The sequence below is a fragment of the Escherichia sp. KS167_9B genome (genome assembly GCF_030295215.1).
GTDB classification, from domain to species: domain Bacteria; phylum Pseudomonadota; class Gammaproteobacteria; order Enterobacterales; family Enterobacteriaceae; genus Escherichia; species Escherichia coli_F.
In genome coordinates this window covers 954,753-971,668 of sequence record NZ_AP025754.1, presented here as the reverse complement: position 1 = coordinate 971,668, position 16,916 = coordinate 954,753, and the positions used below count along the sequence as shown (strand labels likewise).

Annotated in this window: 20 protein-coding genes and 1 riboswitch; of the genes, 8 read left to right on the top strand and 12 right to left on the bottom strand. The window is 51.6% G+C overall.

The annotated features are described in order from the left end of the window. Window positions 1-38: 38 nt before the first annotated feature. Window positions 39-1,400: an ATP-dependent RNA helicase RhlE gene (rhlE, locus tag QUE34_RS04745; protein WP_032302738.1), complete on the bottom strand. Its 1,362-nt coding sequence runs from the start codon at window positions 1,398-1,400 to the stop codon at window positions 39-41. A gap of 228 nt (window positions 1,401-1,628) precedes the next feature. Between rhlE and cecR the strand changes: the two genes are divergently transcribed. From cecR to QUE34_RS04720, 5 genes are read left to right on the top strand one after another with little or no spacing between them, the layout of a single operon-like run. Continuing rightward, the gene (cecR, locus tag QUE34_RS04740; RefSeq protein WP_001296991.1) at window positions 1,629-2,300 is read left to right on the top strand and encodes a DNA-binding transcriptional regulator CecR; all 672 of its coding nucleotides are present in this window, start codon (window positions 1,629-1,631) and stop codon (window positions 2,298-2,300) included. Window positions 2,301-2,302: 2 nt separating this feature from the next. After that, window positions 2,303-3,298: a secretion protein HlyD gene (gene hlyD / locus QUE34_RS04735; protein WP_001296990.1), complete on the top strand. Its 996-nt coding sequence runs from the start codon at window positions 2,303-2,305 to the stop codon at window positions 3,296-3,298. Further along, window positions 3,291-5,027 carry an ATP-binding cassette domain-containing protein gene (locus tag QUE34_RS04730; RefSeq protein ID WP_103253286.1) on the top strand — a complete coding sequence of 579 codons (1,737 nt, stop codon included), beginning with the start codon at window positions 3,291-3,293 and terminating at the stop codon, window positions 5,025-5,027. Before hlyD ends, QUE34_RS04730 begins: the two co-directional genes overlap by 8 nt. Beyond that, window positions 5,020-6,153, top strand: a complete 1,134-nt coding sequence (locus QUE34_RS04725; protein WP_000070131.1) for an ABC transporter permease — start codon at window positions 5,020-5,022, stop codon at window positions 6,151-6,153. The genes QUE34_RS04730 and QUE34_RS04725 overlap by 8 nt, the downstream gene beginning before the upstream one ends. Window positions 6,154-6,163: 10 nt before the next feature. Next, window positions 6,164-7,270 (top strand): ABC transporter permease, encoded by a 1,107-nt coding sequence (locus tag QUE34_RS04720; RefSeq protein ID WP_000469031.1) that lies wholly within the window; start codon window positions 6,164-6,166, stop codon window positions 7,268-7,270. Here QUE34_RS04720 and QUE34_RS04715 read toward each other — a convergent pair. Then, window positions 7,232-7,642, bottom strand: coding sequence for a YbhQ family protein (locus QUE34_RS04715; RefSeq protein WP_000871982.1), 411 nt, complete (start codon window positions 7,640-7,642; stop codon window positions 7,232-7,234). The genes QUE34_RS04720 and QUE34_RS04715 overlap by 39 nt on opposite strands. Window positions 7,643-7,774: 132 nt before the next feature. Between QUE34_RS04715 and QUE34_RS04710 the strand changes: the two genes are divergently transcribed. From QUE34_RS04710 to QUE34_RS04700, 3 genes are read left to right on the top strand one after another with little or no spacing between them, the layout of a single operon-like run. Continuing rightward, entirely contained in the window at window positions 7,775-8,536 is a 762-nt protein-coding gene (locus QUE34_RS04710) for an endonuclease/exonuclease/phosphatase family protein (protein ID WP_001113348.1), read from the top strand. After that, a complete protein-coding gene (gene clsB / locus QUE34_RS04705) occupies window positions 8,533-9,774 on the top strand; it encodes a cardiolipin synthase ClsB (RefSeq protein WP_032302735.1) in 1,242 nt (413 codons plus the stop codon). The genes QUE34_RS04710 and clsB overlap by 4 nt, the downstream gene beginning before the upstream one ends. Next, on the top strand, window positions 9,774-10,730 hold the full coding sequence (locus tag QUE34_RS04700; protein ID WP_039021608.1) for a lysylphosphatidylglycerol synthase domain-containing protein: 957 nt from the start codon (window positions 9,774-9,776) through the stop codon (window positions 10,728-10,730). The genes clsB and QUE34_RS04700 overlap by 1 nt, the downstream gene beginning before the upstream one ends. A gap of 3 nt (window positions 10,731-10,733) precedes the next feature. On the opposite strand, the gene QUE34_RS04695 is transcribed toward QUE34_RS04700, so the two are convergent. The 10 genes from QUE34_RS04695 to moaA form a co-directional block, all read right to left on the bottom strand. After that, on the bottom strand, window positions 10,734-10,955 hold the full coding sequence (locus QUE34_RS04695) for a hypothetical protein (RefSeq protein ID WP_000471748.1): 222 nt from the start codon (window positions 10,953-10,955) through the stop codon (window positions 10,734-10,736). A gap of 13 nt (window positions 10,956-10,968) precedes the next feature. Further along, window positions 10,969-11,325 (bottom strand): DUF3969 family protein, encoded by a 357-nt coding sequence (locus tag QUE34_RS04690; protein WP_032302733.1) that lies wholly within the window; start codon window positions 11,323-11,325, stop codon window positions 10,969-10,971. A gap of 58 nt (window positions 11,326-11,383) precedes the next feature. Then, window positions 11,384-12,097: a Bax inhibitor-1/YccA family protein gene (locus QUE34_RS04685; RefSeq protein ID WP_032302749.1), complete on the bottom strand. Its 714-nt coding sequence runs from the start codon at window positions 12,095-12,097 to the stop codon at window positions 11,384-11,386. A gap of 69 nt (window positions 12,098-12,166) precedes the next feature. Then, entirely contained in the window at window positions 12,167-12,907 is a 741-nt protein-coding gene (locus QUE34_RS04680; protein ID WP_241232088.1) for a Bax inhibitor-1 family protein, read from the bottom strand. A gap of 108 nt (window positions 12,908-13,015) precedes the next feature. After that, complete coding sequence (locus QUE34_RS04675; RefSeq protein WP_000373624.1) at window positions 13,016-13,720, bottom strand: Bax inhibitor-1/YccA family protein; 705 nt, start codon at window positions 13,718-13,720, stop codon at window positions 13,016-13,018. A gap of 135 nt (window positions 13,721-13,855) precedes the next feature. Next, the gene (gene moaE / locus QUE34_RS04670; RefSeq protein WP_032165520.1) at window positions 13,856-14,308 is read right to left on the bottom strand and encodes a molybdopterin synthase catalytic subunit MoaE; all 453 of its coding nucleotides are present in this window, start codon (window positions 14,306-14,308) and stop codon (window positions 13,856-13,858) included. A gap of 1 nt (window position 14,309) precedes the next feature. Then, complete coding sequence (moaD, locus tag QUE34_RS04665) at window positions 14,310-14,555, bottom strand: molybdopterin synthase sulfur carrier subunit (RefSeq protein ID WP_000598604.1); 246 nt, start codon at window positions 14,553-14,555, stop codon at window positions 14,310-14,312. Next, on the bottom strand, window positions 14,548-15,033 hold the full coding sequence (gene moaC, locus QUE34_RS04660) for a cyclic pyranopterin monophosphate synthase MoaC (protein WP_000080885.1): 486 nt from the start codon (window positions 15,031-15,033) through the stop codon (window positions 14,548-14,550). Before moaC ends, moaD begins: the two co-directional genes overlap by 8 nt. A gap of 2 nt (window positions 15,034-15,035) precedes the next feature. Continuing rightward, window positions 15,036-15,548, bottom strand: coding sequence for a molybdenum cofactor biosynthesis protein B (gene moaB, locus QUE34_RS04655; protein WP_000084639.1), 513 nt, complete (start codon window positions 15,546-15,548; stop codon window positions 15,036-15,038). Between the two features lie 21 nt (window positions 15,549-15,569). Then, window positions 15,570-16,559 (bottom strand): GTP 3',8-cyclase MoaA, encoded by a 990-nt coding sequence (moaA, locus tag QUE34_RS04650; protein WP_001295301.1) that lies wholly within the window; start codon window positions 16,557-16,559, stop codon window positions 15,570-15,572. Further along, window positions 16,547-16,691, bottom strand: a riboswitch (molybdenum cofactor riboswitch). Its footprint overlaps the gene before it by 13 nt. Window positions 16,692-16,916: the final 225 nt, after the last annotated feature.

Here is a 16,916-nt window from a genome sequence, read left to right as displayed (position 1 = left end):
GGCAAAAGCCTGTGATACTCTTTTGCCCTTACATGGTATTACTGCGCAGCGGCAGGTTTACGCGGACGGCGGCGACGTTGTTGTTCGCCTGCCGGTTTGGCATCGCCGAGACGACGAGACGGTTTTTCTGCGGGCTTCGCGTTACCAGACTTCGCACCACTTTCCGCACGGCGTGGTTGCTGTTGACCGCGACCACCGCCTTGTCCACGACCGCCTCCACGTTGCTGGCGACCGTTCTGTATCGGTTCGGCCTTGATTGACGGGTCCGGCTCATAACCCGGAATCGCAATGCGTGGAATCTCTTTTTTCAGCAGTTTTTCGATATCACGCAGAAGTTTGTGTTCATCCACACACACCAGCGATAACGCTTCACCGGTAGCAGCCGCACGACCGGTACGCCCGATACGGTGGACATAATCTTCCGGTACGTTTGGCAGCTCGTAGTTGACGACGTGCGGCAACTCTTCGATATCCAGACCGCGTGCAGCGATGTCAGTTGCCACCAGAACACGAATATCGCCCGATTTAAAATCGGCCAGTGCACGAGTACGCGCACCTTGCGATTTATTACCGTGGATCGCCGCACTGCGGATACCATCTTTATTGAGCTGTTCAGCCAGATGGTTAGCACCGTGTTTGGTACGGGTAAACACCAGCACCTGCTGCCAGTTCCCTTTCCCAATCATGTGCGACAGCAATTCGCGTTTGCGTTTTTTATCAACAAAGTGAACATGCTGGGTCACCTGATCAGACGCGGTATTGCGGCGTGCCACTTCGATTTCCAGCGGGTTGTGCAGCAGTTTTTCCGCCAGGTTTTTAATATCGTCTGAGAAAGTGGCGGAGAACAACAGGTTCTGGCGCTTCGCTGGCAGCTTAGTCAACACACGACGGATATCGTGGATAAAGCCCATGTCGAGCATGCGGTCAGCTTCATCGAGGACGAGAATTTCAACCTGATCCAGCTTCACTGCATTCTGATGTTCCAGGTCCAGCAGACGTCCCGGCGTTGCCACCAGCACATCAACGCCACCGCGCAGCTTCATCATCTGCGGGTTGATGCTGACGCCGCCAAACACCACCAGCGAACGAATATTCAGGTATTTGCTGTAATCACGGACGTTTTCGCCAATCTGTGCAGCCAGTTCACGGGTTGGGGTAAGAATGAGCGCACGGACCGGACGACGCCCTTTGGCGTGCGGCTGGCGAGTAATCAAATGTTGCAACAGCGGCAGCGTAAAGCCCGCTGTTTTGCCAGTGCCGGTCTGGGCGCTAGCCATAAGGTCGCGGCCTTCCAGCACCGCAGGGATCGCCTGCTGCTGAATAGGGGTGGGTTCACGGTAACCCTGCTCGGCAACGGCGCGCAGGATATCAGGGCTTAAACCCAAAGAATCGAAAGACATAACTACTCCGAACCGCCCCGACCGTTACCGGTGTAGTTTTCAGGGAGATACTGAAAAGGAAAATGACAAAAACCACAATGTCATGAGGGAGCGGAGTGTAGCAGTTTTTGTGACGCAGCGCATAAATTATCCCTGTGACTGGCGTTGCTAAAATTCCTGGTCATACTGGACAACTCCCATATGGAGTCATAATCTTAATCAATCATTTGATTAAGAATGGACTGTGCGATGAATAATCCTGCCATGACAATCAAGGGTGAACAGGCGAAAAAACAGCTGATTGCTGCCGCACTGGCGCAGTTTGGTGAATATGGAATGAACGCCACCACCCGCGAGATAGCCGCCCAGGCCGGGCAGAATATCGCTGCCATCACCTACTACTTCGGTTCGAAAGAAGATTTGTATCTCGCCTGCGCCCAGTGGATTGCCGATTTTATTGGCGAGCAGTTCCGTCCGCACGCTGAAGAAGCCGAACGCTTGTTCGCACAACCACAGCCGGATCGCGCAGCTATTCGTGAACTGATCCTTCGTGCCTGCAGGAACATGATTAAGCTGCTCACCCAGGATGACACCGTCAACCTCAGCAAGTTTATCTCCCGTGAGCAACTCTCTCCTACGGCAGCCTACCACCTGGTGCATGAACAGGTGATTAGCCCGCTACACAGCCACCTTACACGCCTGATTGCCGCCTGGACCGGCTGCGATGCCAACGACACCCGCATGATCCTCCATACCCATGCGTTGATTGGCGAGATTCTGGCGTTTCGTCTTGGCAAAGAAACTATTTTGTTACGTACCGGCTGGACCGCGTTCGATGAAGAAAAGACCGAACTGATCAACCAGACGGTGACCTGTCATATCGACCTGATTTTGCAAGGATTATCGCAAAGGAGTTTGTAGTGATGAAAAAACCTGTCGTGATCGGACTGGCGGTAGTGGTACTTGCCGCCGTGGTTGCCGGAGGCTACTGGTGGTATCAAAGCCGCCAGGATAACGGCCTGACGTTATATGGCAACGTGGATATTCGCACCGTGAATCTTAGCTTCCGTGTCGGTGGTCGCGTTGAGTCGCTGGCCGTGGACGAAGGTGATGCGATTAAAGCGGGCCAGGTGCTGGGTGAACTGGATCATAAGCCGTATGAAATTGCCCTGATGCAGGCAAAAGCGGGTGTTTCGGTGGCACAGGCGCAGTATGACCTGATGCTTGCCGGGTATCGCGATGAAGAAATCGCTCAGGCCGCCGCCGCCGTAAAACAGGCGCAGGCCGCATATGACTATGCGCAGAACTTCTACAACCGCCAGCAAGGGTTGTGGAAAAGTCGCACTATTTCGGCAAACGACCTGGAAAATGCCCGCTCCTCGCGCGACCAGGCGCAGGCAACGCTGAAATCAGCACAGGATAAATTGCGTCAGTATCGCTCCGGTAATCGTGAACAGGACATCGCCCAGGCGAAAGCCAGTCTCGAACAGGCGCAGGCGCAACTGGCGCAGGCGGAGCTGAATTTACAGGACTCAACGTTAATAGCACCGTCTGATGGCACGCTGTTAACCCGCGCGGTAGAGCCTGGCACGGTGCTCAATGAAGGTGGCACAGTCTTTACCGTCTCACTGACACGTCCGGTGTGGGTGCGCGCTTATGTTGATGAACGTAATCTCGACCAGGCCCAGCCGGGGCGCAAAGTGCTGCTTTATACCGACGGTCGCCCGGACAAACCGTATCACGGGCAGATTGGTTTCGTTTCGCCTACCGCTGAATTTACCCCGAAAACTGTCGAAACGCCGGATCTGCGTACCGACCTCGTCTATCGCCTGCGTATTGTGGTGACCGACGCCGATGATGCCTTACGCCAGGGAATGCCGGTGACGGTGCAATTCGGTAACGAGGCAGGACATGAATGATGCCGTTATTACGCTGAACGGTCTGGAAAAACGCTTTCCGGGCATGGACAAGCCCGCCGTCGCGCCGCTCGACTGTACCATTCATGCTGGTTATGTAACGGGGCTGGTGGGGCCGGATGGCGCAGGTAAAACCACACTGATGCGCATGCTGGCGGGATTACTGAAACCCGACAGCGGCAGCGCCACAGTGATTGGCTTTGATCCGATCAAAAACGACGGCGCGCTGCACGCCGTTCTCGGCTATATGCCGCAGAAATTCGGCCTGTATGAAGATCTCACGGTGATGGAGAACCTCAATCTGTACGCGGATTTGCGCAGCGTCACCGGTGAAGCGCGGAAGCAGACTTTTGCTCGCCTGCTGGAGTTTACGTCTCTTGGCCCGTTTACCGGACGCCTGGCGGGCAAGCTCTCCGGTGGGATGAAACAAAAACTTGGCCTGGCCTGTACCCTGGTGGGCGAACCGAAAGTGTTGCTGCTCGATGAACCCGGCGTCGGTGTTGACCCTATCTCACGGCGCGAACTGTGGCAGATGGTGCATGAGCTGGCGGGCGAAGGGATGTTAATCCTATGGAGTACCTCGTATCTCGACGAAGCCGAGCAGTGCCGTGACGTGTTGCTGATGAACGAAGGCGAGTTGCTGTATCAGGGAGAACCGACTGCCCTGACGCAAACCATGGCCGGACGTAGCTTTCTGATGACCAGCCCGCACGAGGGCAACCGCAAATTGTTGCAACGCGCCTTGAAACTGCCACAGGTGAGCGACGGCATGATTCAGGGGAAATCGGTACGTCTGATCCTCAAAAAAGAGGCCACACCAGACGATATTCGCCACGCCGACGGGATGCCAGAAATCGACATCAGCCAAACCACGCCCCGCTTTGAAGATGCGTTTATTGATTTGCTGGGCGGAGCTGGAACCTCGGAATCACCGCTGGGCGCAATATTGCATACGGTGGAAGGTACACCTGGCGAGACGGTGATCGAAGCGAAAGAGCTGACCAAAAAGTTTGGCGATTTTGCCGCCACCGATCACGTCAACTTTGCCGTCAAACGCGGTGAAATCTTTGGTTTGCTCGGGCCAAACGGCGCAGGGAAATCGACCACCTTTAAGATGATGTGCGGCTTGTTGGTACCGACCTCTGGCCAGGCGCTGGTGCTGGGTATGGATCTGAAAGAGAGTTCTGGCAAAGCGCGCCAGCATCTCGGCTATATGGCGCAAAAGTTTTCGCTCTATGGCAACCTGACGGTCGAACAGAATTTACGCTTTTTTTCTGGTGTGTATGGCTTACGCGGGCGGGCGCAGAACGAAAAAATCGCCCGTATGAGTGAGGCGTTCGGCCTGAAAAGTATCGCTTCCCACGCGACCGATGAACTGCCCTTAGGTTTTAAACAGCGTCTGGCGCTGGCCTGTTCGCTGATGCATGAACCGGACATTCTGTTTCTCGATGAACCGACGTCCGGCGTTGATCCCCTCACCCGCCGTGAATTTTGGTTGCATATCAACAGCATGGTAGAGAAAGGCGTCACGGTAATGGTCACCACCCACTTTATGGATGAAGCAGAATATTGTGACCGCATCGGCCTGGTGTATCGTGGGAAATTAATCGCCAGCGGCACGCCAGATGATTTGAAAGCGCAGTCGGCCAACGACGAGCAACCCGATCCCACAATGGAGCAGGCCTTTATTCAGTTGATCCACGACTGGGATAAGGAGCATGGCAATGAGTAATCCGATCCTGTCCTGGCGTCGCGTGCGGGCGCTGTGCGTCAAAGAGACACGGCAGATCGTTCGCGATCCGAGTAGCTGGCTGATTGCAGTGGTGATCCCACTGTTGCTGCTGTTTATATTTGGCTACGGCATTAACCTCGACTCCAGCAAGCTGCGGGTTGGGATTTTGCTGGAACAGCGTAGCGAAGCGGCGCTGGATTTCACCCATACCATGACCGGTTCGCCCTACATCGACGCCACCATCAGCGATAACCGTCAGGAATTGATCGCCAAAATGCAGGCGGGAAAAATTCGTGGCCTGGTGGTGATTCCGGTGGATTTCGCCGAACAGATGGAGCGCGCCAACGCTACCGCGCCGATTCAGGTGATCACCGACGGCAGTGAGCCGAATACCGCTAACTTTGTGCAAGGTTATGTCGAAGGGATCTGGCAGATCTGGCAAATGCAGCGGGCAGAGGACAACGGGCAGACTTTTGAACCACTTATCGACGTCCAGACTCGCTACTGGTTTAACCCGGCGGCGATTAGCCAGCACTTTATTATCCCCGGTGCGGTAACCATCATCATGACGGTTATCGGCGCGATTCTCACCTCGCTGGTGGTGGCGCGAGAATGGGAACGCGGCACCATGGAGGCGTTACTCTCTACGGAGATAACCCGCACGGAACTGTTGCTGTGTAAGCTGATCCCTTATTACTTCCTTGGGATGCTGGCGATGTTGCTGTGTATGCTGGTGTCAGTGTTTATTCTCGGCGTGCCGTATCGCGGGTCGCTGCTGATTCTGTTTTTTATCTCCAGCCTGTTTTTGCTCAGTACTCTGGGAATGGGGCTGCTGATTTCCACAATTACCCGCAACCAGTTCAACGCCGCACAAGTTGCCCTGAACGCCGCTTTTCTGCCGTCAATTATGCTTTCCGGCTTTATTTTTCAGATAGACAGTATGCCCGCGGTGATCCGCGCGGTGACGTACATTATTCCCGCACGTTATTTCGTCAGCACCCTGCAAAGCCTGTTCCTCGCCGGGAATATTCCGGTGGTGCTGGTGGTGAACGTGCTGTTTTTGATCGCTTCGGCGGTGATGTTTATCGGCCTGACGTGGCTGAAAACCAAACGTCGGCTGGATTAGGGAGAAGAGCATGTTTCATCGCTTATGGACGTTAATCCGCAAAGAGTTGCAGTCGTTGCTGCGTGAACCGCAAACCCGCGCGATTCTGATTTTACCCGTGCTGATTCAGGTGATTCTGTTCCCGTTCGCCGCCACGCTGGAAGTGACTAACGCCACCATCGCCATCTACGATGAAGATAACGGCGAGCATTCGGTGGAACTGACCCAACGTTTTGCCCGCGCCAGCGCCTTTACCCATGTGCTGCTACTGAAAAGCCCACAGGAGATCCGCCCAACCATCGACACACAAAAGGCATTACTCCTGGTGCGTTTCCCGGCTGACTTCTCGCGCAAACTGGATACCTTCCAGACCGCGCCGTTGCAGTTGATCCTCGACGGGCGTAACTCCAACAGTGCGCAAATTGCCGCCAACTACCTGCAACAGATCGTCAAAAATTATCAGCAGGAGCTGCTGGAAGGAAAACCGAAACCCAACAACAGCGAGCTGGTGGTACGCAACTGGTATAACCCGAATCTCGACTACAAATGGTTTGTGGTGCCGTCGCTGATCGCCATGATCACCACTATCGGCGTGATGATCGTCACGTCACTTTCCGTCGCCCGCGAACGTGAACAAGGTACGCTCGATCAGTTACTGGTTTCGCCGCTCACCACCTGGCAGATCTTCATCGGCAAAGCCGTACCGGCATTAATTGTCGCCACCTTCCAGGCCACCATTGTGCTGGCGATTGGTATCTGGGCGTATCAAATCCCCTTCGCCGGATCGCTGGCGCTGTTCTACTTTACGATGGTGATTTACGGTTTATCGCTGGTGGGATTCGGTCTGTTGATTTCATCACTCTGTTCAACACAACAACAGGCGTTTATCGGCGTGTTTGTCTTTATGATGCCCGCCATTCTTCTTTCCGGTTACGTTTCGCCGGTGGAAAACATGCCAGTATGGCTGCAAAACCTGACGTGGATTAACCCTATTCGCCACTTTACGGACATTACCAAGCAGATTTATTTGAAGGATGCGAGTCTGGATATTGTGTGGAATAGTTTGTGGCCGCTACTGGTGATAACGGCCACGACAGGGTCAGCGGCGTACGCGATGTTTAGACGTAAGGTGATGTAACTTCTTATCTTTCGCCAGTAAAGACACTACTGCTGGGCCAGCAAGGATTGCCAGCCCTGCAATTGCCAGCAAAAAGTTGTTTTCCAGTACGCGGGACAACAGCCACAGCACAATCAGCGCTGCGCCAAAATACCAGGTCGTAGTCAGCTCTTCCAGCACATCTGCCACCTCACGCCAGCGTTGCTCGGGGTGGCGCTGAAACACCAGCATCATCACTACCGTGACACAATACAGTGCGCATAATCCTACGCCGACGTGAACCAGAGTTTTACTCATCCAGCCCACCACCAGCAGCGCCACTACCAGTAAATGCAACATAATCTGCCAGCAACTTAGACCCGTTGCGACACGAACACGTTGTTGCCACTTCATGGCTTCTCTCCTGAAGAATTTATCTCTACTTACTCAGAGTACCGAACTTTACGGAAAATTCCGTAAGACCGCACCTTTTTGTGACGCCGACTACACTATTTCAATGAGATAAGAGGCAAAGACAGGAAAATTATGCCCGATCAAACACAACAATTTTCGTTCAAGGTGCTCACCATCAATATTCACAAAGGCTTTACCGCGTTTAACCGACGCTTCATTTTGCCGGAACTTCGCGACGCCGTGCGCACCGTCAGCGCCGATATTGTTTGCCTGCAGGAAGTGATGGGCGCGCACGAAGTTCATCCGCTGCATGTGGAAAACTGGCCCGATACCTCGCACTACGAGTTTCTCGCCGACACTATGTGGAGCGATTTTGCCTACGGTCGCAATGCGGTGTATCCCGAAGGGCATCACGGAAATGCGGTACTGTCACGCTATCCCATTGAACATTATGAGAATCGCGATGTTTCGGTCGATGGTGCGGAAAAACGTGGCGTGCTCTACTGCCGTATTGTGCCGCCGATGACCGGGAAAGCGATTCATGTGATGTGCGTACATCTGGGCCTGCGTGAAGCGCACCGTCAGGCGCAGCTTGCGATGCTCGCTGAATGGGTGAATGAGCTGCCGGACGGCGAACCGGTATTAGTGGCGGGTGATTTCAACGACTGGCGGCAAAAAGCCAATCATCCCTTAAAAGTGCAGGCCGGGCTGGATGAGATTTTTACCCGCGCCCACGGACGCCCGGCGCGCACGTTTCCGGTGCAATTTCCTCTACTACGACTGGACAGGATCTATGTCAAAAATGCCAGCGCCAGCGCGCCAACCGCGTTGCCGCTGCGGACATGGCGACACCTTTCTGATCATGCCCCTTTAAGTGCGGAGATTCATTTATGAAATGTAGCTGGCGCGAAGGCAATAAGATCCAGTTGCTGGAAAACGGCGAGCAATATTATCCCGCGGTGTTTAAGGCGATTGGCGAGGCGCAAGAACGCATCATTCTTGAAACGTTTATCTGGTTTGAGGATGACGTCGGCAAACAGCTGCATGCGGCGCTACTGGCAGCAGCGCAACGCGGGGTGAAAGCGGAAGTCTTGCTGGATGGCTACGGTTCGCCGGATCTCAGCGATGAGTTTGTCAATGAACTGACGGCAGCTGGCGTGGTGTTCCGCTACTACGATCCCCGCCCTCGCCTTTTTGGTATGCGCACCAATGTGTTTCGCCGGATGCATCGCAAAATTGTGGTGATCGACGCACGTATCGCCTTTATTGGTGGGCTGAATTACTCCGCCGAGCATATGTCCAGCTACGGTCCAGAGGCTAAACAGGATTACGCAGTGCGCCTTGAAGGGCCGATTGTCGAAGATATTCTCCAGTTTGAACTGGAAAACCTGCCAGGACACAGCGCAGCACGACGCTGGTGGCGACGTCATCACAAAGCGGAAGAAAACCGCCAGCCGGGAGAAGCGCAGGTATTATTAGTTTGGCGCGATAACGAAGAACATCGCGATGATATCGAACGCCACTATCTGAAAATGCTCACTCAGGCGCGGCGGGAAGTGATTATCGCCAACGCCTACTTCTTTCCTGGCTATCGATTTTTGCACGCCTTACGTAAAGCGGCACGGCGCGGGGTGCGGATCAAACTGATCATTCAGGGCGAACCGGATATGCCGATTGTCAGAGTCGGTGCGCGCTTGCTGTATAACTATCTGGTTAAAGGTGGCGTTCAGGTTTTTGAGTACCGCCGCCGCCCGCTCCACGGTAAAGTGGCATTGATGGACGATCACTGGGCGACGGTAGGGTCCAGTAATCTCGATCCGCTCAGTTTGTCGCTAAATCTCGAAGCAAACGTCATCATCCACGATCGTCATTTTAACCAGACGCTACGCGATAATCTGAACGGCATCATCGCCGCCGACTGTCAGCAGGTGGATGAAACCATGCTGCCCAAACGCACCTGGTGGAACCTGACGAAAAGCGTGCTGGCGTTCCACTTTTTACGCCACTTCCCGGCGCTGGTTGGCTGGCTTCCGGCGCACACGCCGCGTCTGGCGCAGGTTGACCCGCCCGCTCAGCCGACAATGGAAACTCAGGATCGGATAGAAACTGAAAATACGGGGGTGAAACCCTGATGAGTAAATCACGCCCGCGCTGGCGCTTAGCAAAGAAGATCCTCACCTGGCTGTTTTTTATCGCAGTGATTGTGTTGCTGGTGATCTACGCCAAAAAGGTAGACTGGGAAGAGGTCTGGAAGGTCATCCGCGATTACAATCGCGTTGCGTTGCTCAGTGCGATTGGGCTGGTGGTCGTCAGCTATCTGATATATGGCTGCTATGATCTGCTCGCCCGCTTCTACTGCGGTCACAAACTGGCGAAGCGCCAGGTGATGCTGGTGTCGTTTATCTGCTACGCCTTCAACCTGACGCTCAGTACCTGGGTCGGCGGCATAGGTATGCGCTATCGTTTGTACTCCCGGCTAGGGTTACCGGGCAGCACTATTACGCGGATTTTCTCGCTCAGTATTACCACCAACTGGCTGGGCTATATTTTGCTGGCCGGGATTATCTTTACCGCAGGCGTGGTGGAGCTGCCGGACCACTGGTATGTCGATCAAACTACGCTGCGTATTCTCGGCATTGGCTTACTGCTGATTATCGCGGTTTATTTGTGGTTTTGCGCTTTCGCGAAGCACCGCCATATGACCATCAAAGGGCAAAAGCTGGTGCTGCCTTCATGGAAATTCGCCCTCGCCCAGATGCTGATTTCCAGCGTTAACTGGATGGTAATGGGAGCGATTATCTGGCTGTTGCTGGGTCAAAACGTGAACTATTTCTTTGTACTGGGCGTGTTGCTGGTAAGCAGTATTGCCGGCGTAATTGTGCATATTCCAGCAGGAATTGGGGTGCTGGAAGCAGTGTTTATTGCGCTACTGGCAGGGGAACATACATCAAAAGGAACGATTATCGCCGCCCTGCTCGCTTACCGTGTTCTGTATTACTTTATCCCACTGCTGCTGGCGCTGATCTGTTACCTGTTACTGGAAAGCCAGGCGAAGAAGCTACGGGCGAAAAATGAAGCGGCGATGTGAAGTTCAGTTAAGTTCTTTTGGTTTAAGTTCGGGATGCTGTTTATAGATGGGGTTCATGATATCGATTAACATGCGCCCCATAATTTCCCCGACGGCGGAACGATAAATATTAAGCTCAGATTCATCGCAAGCTTGCTGAACATATAATACTGATGCATCTAATTGAGAACCAATATTGAGCATTAATGCGCTGATATCTGCTGCCAGAGTCTTATCTTTGAACATTTTATAAACCTTTTCAATTTCTAAACATAAAAGATACTGCATGTTCCATTTTATTACCTACGGGATAATTATCTTTTATTGCATATGTAAAATCACTTGTTTTGATTATTAAGTTTTTTATAGCATCATCAAGATACTCAGGAACTAATGATTCAATATTTTCAAGATCACAACCAAGATCAATTATCTCTATTAGCTCTTTATCACAATCATTTTTGTGTAAAAGCCTGGAAATAAAAGGTCTGAAAACTAGTAGTTCAGATTCATCTATAGTTATCGTGCCTTCTTTCAAGGAATGTAACACTCCTGAAAGCAGTATAGCCATAAATTTATCCATATATTTATTATCGATGGTACAAACTAACTGCATGATATTCTCCACTATTGTATTTCAGATACTACATTTCTAAACGTAAGTCGAAAGTGCGTTAAATATGAAACCGCGTATGCCTTTGCCAGACAAGTGTTATCGCTATTGCTGCAAGTATCCCAAAGAAGCCGATAAAATAGTAATAGAGTGTTAATGCACCTGTAAAAGCGCAACGAACCGGACTCCACAACTCTTCGCTATGGCATTTTCCTGCCAGTTCAAGGAGCTTATTTCGTCCATGCGAGATAATGCCTGACCATAAAAAAATCATTAAGCAACTTATTACCCAAATGGGCCGTTCACTCATTAATGCGGCATTCACGATGATCACCAGGGCCAACCCTGTCAACGTCATCATAATGATAAAACGATGAGAACCAGGATCAACATTAAATAATAAACCGGCCAGCATACTGATTAAAAACATCGCGCCCGCAGTGCTGAACACAAGGATAATGGCAGATACAGGAGCTAAAATAGCAACGACAATCGCCACCAAAGAGATTAAAAACAGATACATTACGCCTGCGATGGCGGCATTTATCTTGTTGATATCTTTACTTAAGCCATACATACAAAGTAATAATAATCCTATGACAACATACATTGGTGGTGAATCATATTTGGTTGCCGTAATTTCGAGATAATTAGCTATCCAGGCCAGTCCTGCGGTTGCCGCCAAACCGACAGCGGTAATGAGCCATATGGCATTTAATATCCTGGCCTCGTACTGAAAATCATTAGTTATGTTTTTTGATGAGTACGATTTCATTATTTTTATATCCTTAAGTTGAATATCAATATCTATTGCAATTAACGCAAAAAAACTCATCAATTCACGCTACCACACTAAACCATTAATAAAGTCAAGAACCGTTACAGCAAGTCTAAAAAGGACGCTTAGGATACTGAAATAGAGTGTTATTGCCCCTACAACAATACAGCGAAGAACACCTGAAAATTCAGAGTTGTCGGCAACACGGATCAAATCTTCCAGTGTTGTTGCTTCACAGGCAGCCGTAACGCCCCAGATAACGACAGTCAAAATACTCGCTAACCATACGGAAAAACTGCTGGTAAGAATCAGGTTAACAACAAAAGCAATACTCAAACCACAGAAGATATATAAACATAACTGTCTAACTGGTGGGATAACCCTATTAATACAACAGCATATTAGCGCCATAGCGGCAAACATCCCTCCCGTAATTCCCATTACCCTCGCTATGCTCGAAAAGGTAAAAAGTCTGGAGAAGAGAAAGCCATTAAGCAGGATTATTAGCAGATAGACCAGACATGCGCCTGATGCCTCGAGCCTTTTCAGGGCATCGTTTAACCAGAAACCAATTATTATCAGCGCAGATAAAGCGAAGACAAACGCGCCTGGAGATTCTAGTGAAGCAACCCAATGCAAGTGCTGAAATATCCAGGCACAGCCTGCCGTAGCCCATACTCCAGCAGCTGTTAACCACCAAATGAGGAACAGCATTTTGCTGAGCGAAGCGCTTTTTTGCTGTAATTGAGTAGCAGTGGATCGTCTGTTCAAATGCGTTATCTGCCCCTGAAATTGCGTAGTGGACATAGTCTGGCATTTGCGGCGATTCAGTTCTCATGTAAATGAGCGGAATAGTCTTTATAAAATCCGAAAAAAATCCCGACACATGGCCGGGATATTGATGGTGAAAAAGAATTAACGGCGGTTGCCGAAGATCCGCAACAACATCAGGAACAAGTTGATGAAGTCCAGATACAAGGTTAACGCGCCAAGAATGGAATATTTGCGCAGGTTCGACGTATCGCGGGTATCAATCTGCTCACCCATATTTTTCAGTTTCTGCGTGTCATACGCCGTCAATCCGACAAAGACAATCACGCCGATGTAGGTAACCGCCCACATCAACGCTTCGCTTTTCAGCCAGAAGTTAACCAGCGATGCCAGCACAATGCCGATTAACGCCATAAACAGCATATTGCCAAAGCCGCTTAGATCACGTTTGGTGGTGTAACCGTACAGGCTCATTGCGCCGAACATCCCGGCAGTAACGACGAAAGTACTGGCAATCGAGGCGGCGGTATAGACAATGAAAATACTGGAAAGCGTAAGACCCGTCAGCGCCGAATAAAGCATAAAGAGCATCGTCGTTACACCTGCGCTCAGCTTTTGAATCATCGCTGACAACACAATAACCAATGCTAATTGCGCGATGATCAGACCGATTAAAAAGACACGGTTAGTGAACAACAGCTCCATCACGGCCGCGGAATTAGCCGCATACCAGGCAACAAATGCGGTCAGCAACAAGCCAACGGTCATCCAGCCATAGACTTGCGCCATATAAGTTTGCAAGCCAGCCCGGGGTTGTACAATTGAATCAGAACGTGGGAATCTGTCCATGACGATCTCCTGAAGATATAAGGAATATCTTAAGGATACTGCAAATGATGAGGCTGTGCATCGACGCAGCGTAAACGCATATACTGAGCGGTGAAATTGCCGGACGCAGCGGTGCCTTATCCGGCTAACAAAAAACTACCAGCGTTTTGCTGCCTGCTGATCGCTCTCCCGGGCTTCACCCCAGCGGTCGCCTTCCGGCGTGGCTTCGCGCTTCCAGAACGGTGCGCGGGTTTTGAGATAGTCCATAATAAACTGCCCGGCTTCAAACGCACTGCTGCGATGCGCACTGGTGACACCGACAAAAACGATTTCATCGCCCGGCCATAATTCCCCGATGCGGTGAATCACAGTGACGCGCCCCAGCGGCCAGCGGTTACGCGCTTCATCGACAATTTCTGCCAGTGCTTTTTCAGTCATCCCCGGATAGTGTTCGAGGGTTAATGCTTTGACGCTGTCGCCCAGGTTATGGTTGCGCACCTTACCGGTAAAGGTGACTACCGCACCGTCTTCGTCACGCTCAGCCAGCCACGGGTACTCTTCTCCTACACTGAACGGCTGCGGGCCGACAACAATTTTGGTTTCTGCCATTTTAACCTCCGGTCACCGGCGGGAAGAAAGCCACTTCGTCGCCGTCAGTCAGCGGATGGTCAAAACTCACCAGCGTCTGGTTGACGGCAGCCAGCAATTTGCCATCTTCCAGCGCCAGCGCCCAGCGATCGCTCTGCGCAGCCAGATGTTGGCGTAACGCTTCAACGGTTGGGAAATCCGCAGCCACTTCGCTTGCATCTGTTCCCACCAACTCGCGCACCTGGGCGAAAAAAAGAACTTTAATCATCCGCTTCCACCTTAAAGTCACCTGACTTGCCGCCGCTCTTCGCCAGCAAACGTACCGGACCAATTACCATATCTTTTTGCACCGCTTTGCACATGTCATAAATGGTCAGCGCCGCCACCGAGGCCGCGGTTAACGCTTCCATTTCAACGCCGGTTTTCCCGGTCAGGCGGCATAAGGTTTCTATACGCACCCGATTGTGCTCCGGCTCGGCCTGCAAATTGACTTCAACTTTACTGAGCATCAGCGGATGACAAAGCGGGATCAAATCCCATGTGCGTTTTGCTGCCTGAATACCGGCAATACGCGCAGTGGCAAATACGTCGCCTTTGTGGTGGCGACCATCAATGATCATCGCCAGCGTCTCGCTGCGCATGGTGACAAAGGCTTCGGCGCGCGCTTCACGCACGGTTTCCGCTTTGGCGGAAACATCCACCATGTGCGCTTCGCCAGCGGCGTTGATATGAGTCAGTTGCGACATACTTATTTCTTCAAATGTGGATGGAAATTACACGGACGCGTACGGGCATCCAGCTGCGGTGCGATGATATTTTCCCAGGCGGTACGGCACGCTTTGGTTGAACCGGGCATGGCGAAAATTAGCGTTTTGTTAGCGACGCCCGCTACCGCACGAGATTGCAACGTTGAGGTGCCAATCTCTTCGAACGACAACATCCGGAACACTTCACCAAAACCTTCAACTTCACGGTCGAACAACGGCAGCAGTGCTTCGGGAGCCTGATCACCTTCCGTCAGGCCAGTACCCCCCGTAATCAACACCACTTGTACATCGTCGCTGGCGATCCACGCAGATACCTGAGCGCGAATAGCGTAGCGGTTTTCTTTCACAATGGCTTTATCGACAACGTGATGGCCCGCTTCTTGCGCCGAATCGCGCAGATAGTGACCGGAGGTATCGTCTTCTTCACCGCGACGATTAGAAACCGTAAGAATAGCAATACGGGTCGGGATAAATTCAGTGCTTACCTGACTCATCTGATCTCTCCTTTTGACGTTTTAGCCGCCAATGTACGATAAGTTTTGCGTAATACCGGTGTTATTTTGATGCAGGAAATGGGTCTGTTTTTTCTCCCGCAGCGCCGCTGAAATACGTGCTTCCAGCGCCTGTTGCTGGGTATCGTCTTCCAGTAAATCGCGCAGGTTAACGCCGCCTTCACCGAACAGGCAGAGATGGAGTTTACCAATGGAGGAGACGCGCAGGCGGTTGCAAGTGGCGCAGAAGTCTTTTTCATACGGCATGATAAGGCCAATTTCTCCGGCGTAATCCGGATGACAAAAGACTTGCGCGGGACCGTCGCTGCGTTGACGTAATTGGTGGATCCAACCGCGACGCAGTAGCTCGTCACGCAGAACCTGCCCAGAGATATGATGCTTGCGGAAAAGCTCGCTGCCCTCGCCCGTTTCCATCAGTTCGATGAAACGCAGCTGGATGGGGCGATGCTGGATCCAGTTCAGAAAGGTGTCGAGTTGGTGATGATTAACATCACGCATCAGCACGGTATTGACTTTGACCTTCTCAAAACCGGCCTCAAATGCAGCATCGATCCCTGCCATGACCTGATTGAATTTATCCTGTCCGGTAATAGCATGAAACTGGCGAGCGTCGAGGCTATCGACACTCACGTTGATACCAGTAAGACCAGCATCACGCCAGTTCGCCACGTCGCGTTCCAGACGGTAACCATTGGTGGTGACCGCTATCTGGCGAATAGCGTCGTTTTCTCGCACAGCGGCGATGATATCGGTAAAGTCGCGACGCAAAGACGGCTCTCCGCCCGTCAGACGGACTTTTTCGGTGCCCAGACTGGCGAAGGCGCGCGTAACCCGGCGAATTTCATCGACGGTAAGAAAGCCTTTATTGGTGACGCCGCTCGGTTTGTAGCCATCCGGCAGGCAGTAGGTGCAACGGAAGTTACACACATCGGTAATCGACAGGCGCAAGTAGTAAAACTTACGCGCAAATGCATCAGTCAGTTGTGAAGCCATGTACACCTTTCCAGATACGGGAGGCGAAGTCATTTCTTCCTTCGCCCTGGTGGCAATCTTTGTAAGCATTGTCACGGCCAAAGCACCATATCAGTTGACCCAGGTGCAGAGGCTAGAGTGTTTAGTGGTTAAGCCGATACTAGCGTGTAAATGTGATTTTTACCATCCACACTTTCGCTATGTAATCATGTATATAGCGTCATGATCGTGCTATTTCGCTACAGAATAAGGGAAAATGGCGGTTTTACTTTGATATACATCATCAGGGAGGCATAGCGTGCATCGTCCTTTAGAGGTAGAAGAAAATAGTTTGTATCCTCAATATTGGCAGGTTAATTGCTGTTTCCCCGCAATTTG